Here is a 14,190-nt window from a genome sequence, read left to right on the forward strand (position 1 = left end):
TTTCTAAATTTATATTATACACTTAAAACTTTTTTTAACTTATAACCAACCTTACTAGCAACAAAGTTAAGAAATAATGGAGCTAATATTACAGAGGCAACATATCCTACTTTTTCAAGTGTACTTAAAATCTTTCCATACCCTTTAACAGTTTTACTTTCATACCAAGTGTTCCACCACTTACTATTACTTATCCATGGAGCTTCAACTTCTCTACCTTCTTTATAAAATTTTATGTTTTGCATAAAATTTGCATCATTACGTCGTTTATATATAAATCTAAGCTCTCTTTCTGTATAGCTTCTTTTTTCATGAGTATTGTAGCATATACTTCTTATATTCAATCCATCTAACACAAACCTTATAGTTTTTCCTGATGCAACAGTAAACAACATTCCTGCTTTACACCCAGATATGATTCTTCTTTTTATTGAAGAAGGGCTACTATCTCTAGGTAATTTACTTCCTAAAAAATTATGCTCTAGAAAAGCCATAAATCTAGATACAATAGGAGTTCTTATAGTCATCCCATTAATTGCTACTTTACCTTGACCATAAGTCTCACCTCTTTGCACTCCCAAAAACAAGTTATTCATATTGTCCACTACTATGGGGCCTACACCTAAACGGCTACGTCCATTAGCTGCTCTAACTTCATTCATATAAATATCTTTAGACCTTGATTCATGCAATCCGTAAAGTAAATCATCTCTTTCAAAGGTAAAATTATCACCTATATCCATTCCAAAATCATCACTATATCTAATAGGATTATTTATAGTAAATGTGTATAAATTTAAACCATTCACTTTACCAGCAGGGTCAGCTGAAACCCATCTCCCAATATGAGACGCATAATACCTTTCCCCATAATAATATAGTCCTGTCGATAAATCTCTCTCTTTTGCTGAATACCTGTATTCCTTTAGATTAACTTCTCTATCATCTTCTCCTAAAATCAGAGCTGTTCCACCATATGGATAGTATTCCTCATAAGTTATTAGTTCTGCATTTTCATTTATCTCTACACAATATGAGCCATTACTATTATCTAACTGATATTTAAAAAAGTACTTATTAGTATTTTTAGTCTCTCGTTGTCTTTCATCAATATTCCAGAAATAGATCATTGATATACATTTCTTATCATCCATTACCTTTATAGATTTTCTACTTAAAATTATAGTTTCATTTTTATTATTTATCCTCTTTATCTTTTTAATTTCAAAATTACCAATATAAAATTTTTCTTCTATCTCAAAAATATTTGTATTTATCTTTCTTTCGCTAACTTTTCTTACACGTTGACCATTTGCATCATATATATAATAATCACTATCACATATTTCATCTTCTCTAGTTAAAGTATCTACATGAGATATATTATTTTTGTAATTCCAGCAAATTTGAGAAATAGTTTCTAAGTTTCTCATATTACCATTTTCATCAAAATTAGTTTCATAATATAATTCATCTTTATTTCCATACTTGATGCCACGAGAATGATTTGATTTTTTATCAATATCAATAGATTTAATCCATGTTAAACTATCTGATATATGCTTTATAGATACTAAATTTTCTGAATCATCATATCCGTACATCTCTCTATAATTTTCAATTTTTTCACTATCATTTATATGTAATGTTCCTAGTTTAATGTATTTTGAATTTCCAAAGCCACAACCTGATTTATCTGCAATAACACCTGAATGTTTCCTCCCAGTTGCATTAATTAATTGATACATAGCATCGTATGTGTACTCCATTACAGGACTTATTTGTTTTTTGCTTTTTAATATTGCTTCCAAAGAACTATCCATTATAGTCATAACATTTCCACATGGGTCAAATATATATTTTAACTCTTGAAATGTGCTCATCTCATTACCTTTATCTGCCTCATTTTTATTTATTGTCCTTATAGACTTAATTCCTCTCAACCTATAATCTATATCATCGTAAGTATACTGAGTAATTAAACTATTATTCATATAAATCTTAGTTCTTTGCTTATTTGCATTGTACTCTATATCTTTTATAAAATTGTATTCTTTGTTTTCTTCAGATAAAAATACATCTACACCATTTAATAGACCTAATTGATTATACTTGGCTTTATATATACTTAAATCTGGTGTAATTTCTATTTTTAATCTTTCAAGTGCATCATACTTATATTTAGTATGAAATACATCTTCTTCAAGCTGAACACTACTTATTTTATCCCAATTAATTTCATTCTTATAATCGGAAGCAAACTGTCTACTAACACTAATAGCCTTACCATTCAAATCATAAATATCTGAGATAGCTATACCTGCACTATCATAATGTTTATAAATTTTGCCTATTAGGTTCCTACTTTTCACCTTTTTAATATCTTGATTATAAAATTCTCCATAAACATACTTTTCTACAGTTTGATTTATGTTTAGACCACTTTCACATCTTCCATCAACATAAATTTCTTTAATTCTTTGTAGATTATCATAATATATTTTTTTATGAAAACCTCTTAAGTCCCATAAATGTGTAGGCTTATTATACATATTTAATAGGTTTAACTTTATACCTGCATCTGCACTTTCTACATAAATTTCATTACCTTTCATATCATAAAAATACTTAAAATTACAAAAATCTGTTTTTTCACTAATGTTTGAATAATACAATCTTGCATCTACACTACGCTTAATCTTACCAGTTACATCTATATCATTAAACGTTGTTAGACAACTCTTTTTCATAAAATCTATTAACTCATTACTGCAACTTTCATATTTCTCATCTATCTCTAATTTAAAATTACTACTATATGGTTGAAATTTTTCAGATACCCATCCACTTAAAATTTTGTTTTCTTGAATCTTGCTTGGTTTTATATATTCCTTACCCAAAAGCTCATTCCATATATCATCTACACTTATACCTCTTTTACAAGCTATCTCTTTAAATGAATCCTTATAAACTTCACCTAGGTTATCCCTTATAAATAGATATTGATTTCCCATATTATCAAACACTTTTTTTTCAGGGGTATTATAAAATTTACTAGCTTTTAAAAGTGCTTTTTTCTCATATTCTTGTTCTACAGTAGGATTTTCAGGATAATTATTTATATATTCATTGAAATAATCTGAATCTACTAATGTGTCATTTTCATCATAGTGAATTTCCTCCCATGGAGAATACTTAACTTTAGTAAATACATTCTTTACTATAGAACATTTTGATGGTATACCTTTAGCTTTTTCAATCTTCACAACCCTAAGAATTGAATCATAATAAATAACTTCTGATGCAGTTAATATATTATCTAGATATTTTTGTTGTTCATATTCAGAAGTTGATGAAAAATATGGCTTAAACTGCTTTATAGGTTTTCCCTTATTGTTGTACACTACTCTTCCGGACACTTGCCAACGTTCATCCACATACCCAGTTGATACTTCTCCTAACTTGTTATATATAAGATTTCCTTTGTTATATAAGATTGCTTTTCCTGAATCAACTTTAGTTTTTTGTTCTATATTTCTACCAAAACCATCTGAAAAACCTATATTAATTTGAACCTTATCTTCTTCCTTAGTTTGAATCTCACTTAAATAATTCTCTCTTACAAGTTGAATAAAGCAAGCTGGTTTTTTATTATCACTCCATTCCCACAAATCATAAAAGAAAAATTCAGATGCCATTTGTAAATATTTTTGATTATTTTTTATAACCTCTTTAAACGTAGCATTCTCTAAATATTTATATATATCTAAATCTCCGTTTCCCTGAAAACTTTCATCAACAATACCATAGTTAGATTTTGCAATTACCATTGCTAATGGATCAAAAATAACTTGATATATATTACCATTTATATCTTTCAATTGTTTTGGTAAAGTAGTTATATAGTCAATTATAAACTCTGATTCATTTGATATTTGCTCAGACAAATATTCTCCTATTTTAATTGGAAATAATCTATATTCATCATACTCAATATATTTTTTACAATATAATTTTGAATCTTTTTCTATAAATAAATTTTCATTTGATATAGGCATAAAAAATCCATTTTCTTCTCTAGTAAAATAACTTTGAACAAGCCCTCTATTCCACCAATAATTTTCTTTTTTGATATAACCACAATCTTGAACTAATATATTATCATTTATCCTATCCGCAAATATATCATTTACTAAAGTTTCTGGCATAACAGCAAATTCCTGATGATGAAGTAACGCTTTATCAGTTATCTTTCCTAAATCCAGTAAATTATCCTGATGCTCATTCCAAAAATATTTTCTATCACAAGAAATACATCTAGCTTGTACTTTTCCTTTTTTGAAACTTTCATTGTAATTTACTACATTACAAAAAGATTCATTTGTTATTGTTTTGATTTCATCATATGAAAAATAGATTTTTCCATTTAATGATACTTCTCCTATCTCAAATAAACTATGTTCATATGCAATTCCAATTAAATTAAAATCTTCAGTTTCATTTATAAATTTTGTACATTCTGCTGTTATATTAAGGTTGTATTGTTTACTATAAACACTATTTTGGTTTATTATTTTAAACCTTCTTGGGTAATATACTTCACAAGATTTTTCTATATTACCAAACTTATCTACATCTAATATAAATTTGTGTGCTATACGTGGGTCTTTTACTAATCTTTCATAATTGTATGTTATACACTCAGTTGGATGAGAATAAAACACACCAAAATTATTTTCTATTTTATCTTGAAGCTTTACTATCTTAAAGTTAGTTTCAGACACAGTATATGGTATATCTGAAATTTCTATATCACTATCTAATCCATAAGTTTCTTCACGCAAAATTTTTCCAGCTAAAGAGATATATGCCTCTCTCAGTTCTTCTGAATCTTTTTTGTTAATAGAACTATCTAATATAATATCTGGTAGTACATAGGCATCCAAATCTTCAGAAAAAAAGTCTTCTTCATTAAGTTTAGATATATTTTCTAATTGATCACAACACCCTGTATGATACCATTTTTTTATATAAGTAGTAGGTACTATGAGTGGATTTTCTAGACTTGAATTAATCTTTTCTGAGTTCCAATTTTCAACAAACCCAAATCCTCTAAACTTTCGTTCCACATAATCATAATAACCAGAATGATATTTGTAATATTCTGTAAATTTAGATTCTGAAATCTCATCAATAAACTCTATCTTTTCCACTACATGTAGTGGAAATGGTAACTTTGTCTGCCATTCTTTACCTAAAGCCCTATCTTCAAGATAAAACTTTACAGAACTAGAATAAGTTATATTTGTCAACATACCTAAAGAATTATCTATATTAGTTAATAAATATGGCTTTGAGTTATTTGTAAAATCATAAACATAGTGCTTTATTATTTCTCCTACCTTTGTAAATATCATACAAGAAGCTCCATTTCCATTTACATCTTCAAAGTTTATTTGGTCAAACTTTGAGTAATTCTCTGGTAATGGTATTGATATTGCATCACTAAATCTATTGCCACTTAAATTTAGATATATATCTACTCTATCTAAATATACATAACATATATCCATAGTTCCCGAACCATCAATATCTGCAAAATGAATTCTTGATATATCCAAATCTTCATCAAACTTTGGTGCATTTCTCAACAATATTTTTTCTCCAAAATTACCATGACCACAATTTGGCCAACATTCAAAACATCCATTTCGTACTCTAATTCTATGATAAAGACCGTCTCCAAGTACATTACCAAATCCAATAAATTCATTTATGTTTTCACTATTCTTATATGGAAATTCTCCTGAACTTATTCTATTTCCAAAATCAATTCTATTTGCTCTACTAAAACCACTTTTTTTAATAGATGAATACACATTTAGGTAATCATCTCCAAATATAGCAATATCTATTAGTCCTCTTCCATTTATATCAACCATTTCTTTTCTACTGCTTCTTGTAAATTCCATAGGAAAATATTCAAAATCCATATATTGTTTCCAATCTCCATTACTTTCACACTCATAAAATCCTGCTCTTTCTGTTTTTGAAACAATAAAGTTCAATTTGCCATTACCTTCAAGACTCATTAAAAAATAATTAGAGGAAGTTAAATCTTTTTCAATAGGAAACTTAATTGGTTTTTCTAAAAATCCATATTTTCCATCTCCTTCTGCTCTCCAAAAAAATGTAGACTCTTCATTGCTCATTAAAATTCCTGGTAAACCATCACCATAAATATCTATAAAATTAAACTTAGTTTTTTGTAAATATCCTTGTAAATTAGAATCATCTTTTGTTTTTAATAAATTGAATTTTTTATTATTTGGATTAAAACTAGAATATCCTAACTTTATTGGAGGCATAGATTTTAAAAAATAACTATTATCTTTATTCCTTCTGTATCCTTTCAGTTGAACTTCTGATAGCATAGACATTTGCAGTGTTTCTTCATATTTTAAGTTAGTTACATTTACAAGGCATGGTATCTCTCCAAGTTCATTTTCAAATTTATGAAACATTAATATATTTCTACAAAGCCTACAAATTCTTATTTCAAATCCACTTCTATATGACGAAAAAGAATCTTTTCTCACTTTCCACATATTTGTATATACATATGGATTCGACTGACTCGTTTTTAATAAAGTATCTTCTAATTCATATTCACCATAATCAAAGACCACTTCAAAGGCCCATTTTTCTTTTTTTTGTTTATCAAAATAGTTCCCATATCTTATTTTATGTATATATTTATATGAATCAAATCTTCTATCTACATAATTAGATTTATCTATTATATTTTCATTATTTTCTTGTTTATAAATATACTCAATTTTATTTCCTTTTGAATCAAAACTTTCTTCAATAAGCCACATAAATATTTGACTGTCATTGTTTGGATTTGCAACTTTTGAATTTAAAGACTTGCCATAGATTGATGTAATGTTATCTTTTGTAGTAATTTTCCAATAAGAACTCTCTTTACTCTTCCAATATTCTATTCTTGAAAAGTCTCCTTCTACTCTAGGTAAATATGAAGTCACTTCCCATGAGGAATTTAAGTTTTTTGATTTCTTCATTTGTTTTCTATTATCACATGTTTTTACAAGTTCTGATGAATTAGATAATATAAACTTATCCAAAATATCCTCATATGTAGGCACACCCTTCTCCGTATTTCTAGATATATAAGGCAATGAAATAGAAAATCCTAATCCAAATGGACCATTCCCAGCACCAGAGTTATAATTTAAAGAAATATCTGGTTCAAAACCTCGACCTTTTGAAGTTTTTATTGGTATAGAAAAATTTCCAACTCCTGTAAATGGATTTGAACTAAAAGTCTCACCCATACCTTTTATTGCGCCACCACCTTTAGGCATAGATACTTCACCTATAGAAATTGTTCCATTGTTAAACACACCTTTATTATTACTTTCCATATGATTAACACCGCCTATAATTTCATTAGATTTTCTTTTTATATCCTTTTTTCTAAATTTTCTGATAAATTATACTATAAAGTATATAGATATTTAAAAGAATATTCAACAATTTATGCGTAACTGGTCGTCTAAAATGTACATTTGGTCAAAACAATTATTTTATAAAAAAAAGTTATATAGTTAATACCTGCCACAAAGCTCACGTTAAAAAACATAAGTATTTTTGTCATCAACTACATTATAATGGTGAGTATTATAAAGAAATTATTTATACATATTTTACATACTCAAAATTAAAAATAGCCAATATAAAAATCATATTATATTAATTCAAAATCTTATAACTAAATAATTTAGATTCTAAAGAATATGATTACATTATATTGGCTATTTTAACTACTTTTTCTTAAACATATCTTCTATTTTCTGTCCGAATGTTTTTTTCTTTTCGTGGACGTTCGACCCGCACTCCTTCGCAAATTCTCTTAACAGATCTTTTTGCTTATCATTTAATTTTTTAGGAATCTCGACTACAACTTTGACATATTGGTCTCCTCTTGAATTACCTCTAATTCTAGGAATCCCTTTTTCTTTAAGTCTAAATACAGTTCCAGTTTGTGTTCCTTCTGGCACACTATACTTAACTTTTCCATCCAAAGTAGGTACTTCTATTTCATCACCTAAAGTTGCTTGAACAAATGTAATTGGCATCTCAAAGTAAATATCATTTCCATCTCTAGTAAACAATGGATGAGATTTTACATTAACTACAATGTATAAGTCTCCTCTTGGAGCACCTTTTTCTCCCACTTCACCTTGACCAGCAAGTTTTATCATTTGACCATCATCTATACCTGCAGGTATATCTACTTCTATAGTCTTAACTTTTCTTGTGTTTCCAGTTCCATGACATTTGCTACAAGGAGATTCAATTACTTCTCCAGTTCCATTACAAGTACTACAAGGTCTTGAGCTTGCTATATTTCCAAATGGAGTTCTTTGAACAGTTCTAACTTGGCCAGTTCCATTACAAGTTGAACAAGTTTTCTTTGATGTTCCTGGTTTTGCTCCAGTTCCATCACACTCATCACATTCTTCACTTCTATTTAGCTTTATAGACATTTTTTTACCAAATGCAGCTTCTTCAAAAGATATAGTAACATTTTGTCTTATATCTGCACCACGTTGTGGACCTCTTCTTCTTTGTCTTCCACCTCCGAAGCCCCCTCCAAACATGTCACCAAATATATCTCCAAACATATCTTCAAATCCACCAAAGCCTTGGCCATTAAATCCTCCTTGGCCTCCAAAGCCTCCTTGACCATTTAGCCCATCATGTCCAAATTTGTCATAAGTCTTTCTCTTTGTATCATCTGAAAGTACTTCATAAGCTTCATTTATTTCTTTAAACTTTTCTTCAGCCTCTTCATCACCAGGGTTTCTATCTGGATGGTACTTCATTGCTAACTTTCTGTAAGCTTTTTTTATCTCTTGAGCTTCTGCACCTTTACTGATACCTAAGACTTCATAATAATCCCTTTTTGTACTCAAAAATTGACACCACCTTCATTTTACAAAACGATAGCTTGTAGAATAATAAACTACAAGCTATCATTAATTCTTATATTCTACTTTAAGTTATATAATCTATGATATATTATATTCTTTATGATGTATATTGTCCATATATCTTTAATATCTATATGATTTTCATAAATAATCTATTCTTCAATTATCATTTGATGTTATATTATATAGCTTATTTATCTTCATCTACTTCTTTAAAGTCAGCATCTACTACATTGTCATCTTTAGGTCCATTATCTTGAGCTTGCTCTGCACCTTGTGCTGCTTGTTGTTCTTGAGCTGCCTTTTGGTACATTTCTTGAGATACTTTTTGGAACTTAGTCATTACTTCTTCTGTAGCTTTCTTAAGTTCTTCTGCTGTAGCATCTTGATTATCTTTTACAACTTTTAAGTCTGCTATTGCTTTTTCTATATCTTCTTTATCACTTGCACTTATTTTATCTCCAAGCTCATTTAAAGTTTTTTCAGTTTGATATATAGTAGATTCAGCTTGGTTAAATGCTTCTATTTTCTCTTTTTTCTGTTTGTCAGCTTCAGCATTCATCTCAGCTTCTTTTATTTTTTGTTCTATATCTGCTTCTGATAAATTAGTATTTGATGTTATAGTTATTTTTTGTTCTTTTCCTGTACCTAAATCTTTAGCTGAAACATTAACTATACCATTTGCATCTATATCAAATGTAACTTCTATTTGAGGTATTCCCCTTTGTGCTGGTGGTATATCAGTTAATTGGAATCTTCCTAAAGTTGTATTGTCATAAGCCATACTTCTTTCACCTTGAAGTACATGTATATCAACAGCTGTTTGGTTATCAGCAGCAGTTGAGAATACTTGAGATTTCTTAGTTGGTATTGTAGTGTTTCTTTCTATTATCTTAGTCATTACATTACCCATAGTTTCTATACCAAGAGATAATGGAGTAACGTCTAGTAATAATAAGTCTTTAACATCTCCTGCTAAAACTCCTGCTTGTATAGAAGCTCCTGCTGCAACACATTCATCTGGGTTTATACCTTTATGAGGATCTTTTCCTATAAATTTCTTAACAGCATCTTGAACTGCTGGTATTCTTGTAGAACCACCAACTAGTAATACATCATCTATTTCACTTGTAGAAAGTCCTGCATCTTGTAAAGCTCTCTTAGTTGGTTCCATAGTTTTTTCAACTAAACCTCTAGTTAATTCTTCAAATTTAGCTCTTGATAAATCTATATTTAAATGCTTTGGACCTTCTGCTGTAGCAGTTATGAAAGGTAAGTTTATGTTTGAATTCATTGTTGATGATAATTCTTTCTTAGCCTTTTCTGCTGCTTCTTTCAATCTTTGAAGAGCCATTTTATCATTTCTTAAATCTACACCTTCAGCTTTTTTGAATTCATCTGCTAAATAGTCTATTACTATTTGGTCGAAGTCATCTCCACCTAATCTATTGTTACCAGCTGTAGCTAAAACTTCAAAAGTACCATCACCTATTTCAAGTATAGATACGTCAAAAGTTCCTCCACCTAAGTCAAATACTAATATTTTCTTTTCTTGGTCTAATTTATCCATACCATAAGCAAGAGCTGCTGCTGTTGGCTCGTTTATTATTCTCTTAACATCTAGCCCTGCTATTCTACCAGCATCTTTAGTAGCTTGTCTTTGAGCATCTGTAAAGTACGCTGGAACTGTTATAACTGCTTCTGTTACTGTTTGTCCTAAGTAACTTTCTGCATCTGATTTTAATTTTTGTAATATTATTGCTGATATTTCTTGTGGAGTATATGATTTTCCATCTATATTCACTTTGTAATCAGTTCCCATGTGAGTTTTTATTGAAGTTATTGTTTTATCTGCATTTGTAACTGCTTGTCTTTTTGCAGGTTCTCCAACTATTCTTTCACCATCTTTTGTAAATGCCACTACTGATGGAGTAGTTCTCATACCTTCATTATTTGCTATTATTTGTGCTTCTCCACCTTCTAATACTGCAACACATGAATTTGTTGTTCCTAAATCTATTCCTATTATTTTTCCCATGACTAAAAATCCTCCTTGAGTAATTGTATAATTAAATTTTACTTATTTGTGTATTTTATATTAGGCTAAATATTTTAACCTTAATTTATATACTTAGCAAGAAACTTTAACCATTGAAGGTCTTATAACTTTAGTTCCTAGCTTATATCCTTTTTGAAGTACCATCACTATTTGATTTGCTTCTACTCCATCTACACTCTCTTGCATAACTGCTAGATGTAAGTTTGGGTCAAATTCCTTAGATTCTGCTTCTATTTCTTCTACTCCAAATTTTACTAGAGTATCTATTAATTGTTTATGTACAAGGCTTATACCCTTATACATAGTATCTTCCTTATCTTCACATGCATCTAAGGCTCTTTCCATACTATCTATAACTGGTATTAACTCAGTTATTATTTTCTCATTTGCAAACACACCAATTGTTTCTTTTTCTTGTTGAGTTCTTCTTCTATAGTTTGCATATTCGGCTTGAAGTCTTTGATATTTGTCATTTAATTCATCTACTTCATCTTTTAATTTTTTTTCTGCTAATTTAGAATTTATATCTGTTACATTTTCATCATCAGCTTTTTCTTCATCAGTTTTTTCGCTTGACTCTTCACATTCTTCATTAACAACTTCATCTTCTAACTCTACTTGAGTTTCAGATTCTTGGTTAATAGAAGTATCATTTTCTTCTTTTACTTCTTGTTGCTCATTTTTTTTATCCAAGACTTTACACCCCTCAATTTAAAATTTCTTTACTTTCTATTAATTAATAAACTCATATAATTTATTATAGAGTAAATTCTAGCGTAATCCATTCTTGTAGGTCCTATGAAGCTTATTCGCCCAACTAAGTCTCTGTCTACATTATAAGTTGCTGTAACTATACTACAATCCTGTGCCAATTTACAATCATTATCACTACCAATTATTATATTTAGATTTTCTTTTTGTATTCCCTTTGATTTAATTATGTCAGCTATTGTTTCCTTTCTTTCTAACATATTTAAAAATGACTTTGCTTTTAACACATCATTGAATTCTGGATAACTAAATATATTAGTGGCTCCATTTAATGATAGAGAGAAATCTTCTTCTTCCATATTTGAGTTTAGGGCATTTAAAAGTTCATCTATAAACCCTGAGTACTCACTTATTTCATATTTAATAAAAGCAATCAGATTATCATCTAAATCTGTTATACTTTTTCCTAAGAGCTTCTTTGTAAGATTATCAGAAATCAAATTTAACTTAGATTGATCTAAATATACATTAGTTGTAAGGTTAGCTTTTTTTAAGTCCCCTTTATCTGTTACAACTATAAGTAAAATATTATTGTCATGCATAGCAACTAACTGTATATGCTTTATGACGCTTTGATTTATTAAACTCTTAGTAACTGCTACAGTTGTGTAGTTAGTTAATTGAGATAATAGCTTAGACGTTTCATGAATTAATTCTTTTATATGATTTATGTTATGATTCATACATTGTTCAATAAGAATCTTATCATTATCATCTAATTCACTTTTACTCATAAGAGAGTTTACATATAACTTATAGCCTTTTTCAGATGGAACTCTACCCGCAGAAGTATGTGGCTGAATTAAATATCCTAATTCTTCAAGGTCAGCCATTTCATTTCTTATGGTGGCAGCACTAACACCTAAATCATGCCTTTTAGATATTGTTCTAGAACCTATAGCTTCAGCTGTTTCTATATAATCTTTAACTATAGCTTTGAGGATATTTAATTTTCTTTCATTTAATTCCATATTATTATACCTCCTAGCTGTTAGCACTCACTAAGTTCGAGTGCTAAAAAGATTATATATATTATATACCATTATAAATTTATTTTGTCAACACCCTAAAAATCATTCCATAAATTCTATAAATATACTATTAGATATTTCTCTTCCCTTTTGAGTTAATTGTATTCCCTCAAAGCTTTGGTTTATAAGGTCTCTAGCTAGTAACATTTCTATCTGCTTACTGTATTTTTTTCTAAAATCTATTCCAAAATTTTTTTCAAAATCTTTAAATTTTATTCCCTTATTCATTCTAAGGCCCATAAATATCTTTTCTTCTATCATATCTTTTATAGAAAGATTTTCACTATCTTGTATTGGCTTCTCTCCTTTAATCAGACTTAAATGATAATCCTCTAAAGATTCTAAATTATTATATCTATTATTATCAATATAACCAGAAGCTCCTGCTCCAAGACCTATATAGTGTTCACATTCCCAATATAAAATATTATGTTTACAATTATAGCCTTCTTGTGAGTAATTTGATATTTCATATTGATTGTATCCTTTTGATTTTAAATAGTTTATTGTATACTCATACATTTCTATATCTATATTTTCATCTATAAGGTCAAATTGATTATTTTCATACATATTATACAGTTCAGTACCTTCTTCTAATATAAGAGAATATGCTGATATATGTGTTGGATTTAAATCTGTAACTTTTTCAAGAGTTTCCTTCCAATCACATAGTGTTTGATTGGGAAGACTATACATTAAGTCTATGTTAATATTTTTAAATCCTACACTCAGTGCGTCCATATAGTTTTTCTCAAATTCTTTATAACTATGTATTCTTCCTATAAAGTTCAAATGCTTTTCTTGGACAGCTTGTAACCCTATGCTAAGTCTATTGATACCAACTTCTTTCATAGTTTCTAATTTTTCTAGTGTCAGTGTGCCAGGATTGCATTCTATGGTTATTTCTGCGTTTTTGTCTATATTGAATTTTTCTTTTACACTTACAAATACTTCTCTTATTTCTTCAGATGTCAAAATACTAGGTGTTCCTCCACCTATAAATATACTTGTTATTATATCGTTTTTGTCTATATTGAAATCTTCTTTATTTTTGTATTTATCATCTCTATTTAATTTATTACTGCATAACTCCATTTCTATTTTCAAATCTTCTATATATCTTTTTTTTGAATCTAGGTCCATTTTATAAGAATTAAAATCACAATACTTACATTTTTTCACACAAAATGGGATATGTATATAAAGTCCTAACATTTTATATTCCTCATTTCTTAAAATTATCTTAAAGCATCAGTTATTAAATTATAAATCAAACAAAATAACTCATCAAATAACATATAAAGCA

The 14,190-nt window shown here is 28.5% G+C and carries 6 protein-coding genes; all 6 read right to left on the reverse strand.

The features are described 5' to 3' along the window. Positions 1 to 14: 14 nt before the first annotated feature. The 6 genes from IC173_RS07180 to hemW all read right to left on the reverse strand — a co-directional run bounded on the left by IC173_RS07180 (position 15) and on the right by hemW (position 14,099). A complete protein-coding gene (locus IC173_RS07180) occupies positions 15 to 7,448 on the reverse strand; it encodes a SpvB/TcaC N-terminal domain-containing protein (RefSeq protein WP_227855358.1) in 7,434 nt (2,477 codons plus the stop codon). Between the two features lie 399 nt (positions 7,449 to 7,847). Further along, the gene (dnaJ, locus tag IC173_RS07185) at positions 7,848 to 9,002 is read right to left on the reverse strand and encodes a molecular chaperone DnaJ (RefSeq protein WP_227855359.1); all 1,155 of its coding nucleotides are present in this window, start codon (positions 9,000 to 9,002) and stop codon (positions 7,848 to 7,850) included. Between the two features lie 208 nt (positions 9,003 to 9,210). Further along, positions 9,211 to 11,058: a molecular chaperone DnaK gene (dnaK, locus tag IC173_RS07190; protein ID WP_227432573.1), complete on the reverse strand. Its 1,848-nt coding sequence runs from the start codon at positions 11,056 to 11,058 to the stop codon at positions 9,211 to 9,213. Positions 11,059 to 11,151: 93 nt separating this feature from the next. Beyond that, the gene (gene grpE / locus IC173_RS07195; protein ID WP_227432572.1) at positions 11,152 to 11,772 is read right to left on the reverse strand and encodes a nucleotide exchange factor GrpE; all 621 of its coding nucleotides are present in this window, start codon (positions 11,770 to 11,772) and stop codon (positions 11,152 to 11,154) included. 29 nt (positions 11,773 to 11,801) lie between these two features. Beyond that, entirely contained in the window at positions 11,802 to 12,821 is a 1,020-nt protein-coding gene (hrcA, locus tag IC173_RS07200) for a heat-inducible transcriptional repressor HrcA (RefSeq protein WP_227432571.1), read from the reverse strand. A 102-nt stretch (positions 12,822 to 12,923) separates the two neighbouring features. Then, positions 12,924 to 14,099, reverse strand: a complete 1,176-nt coding sequence (gene hemW / locus IC173_RS07205; protein WP_227855360.1) for a radical SAM family heme chaperone HemW — start codon at positions 14,097 to 14,099, stop codon at positions 12,924 to 12,926. Positions 14,100 to 14,190: the final 91 nt, after the last annotated feature.

Origin of the sequence: Clostridioides sp. ES-S-0048-02, assembly GCF_020658495.1 — a bacterium.
Taxonomy (GTDB): Bacteria; Bacillota; Clostridia; order Peptostreptococcales; family Peptostreptococcaceae; genus Clostridioides.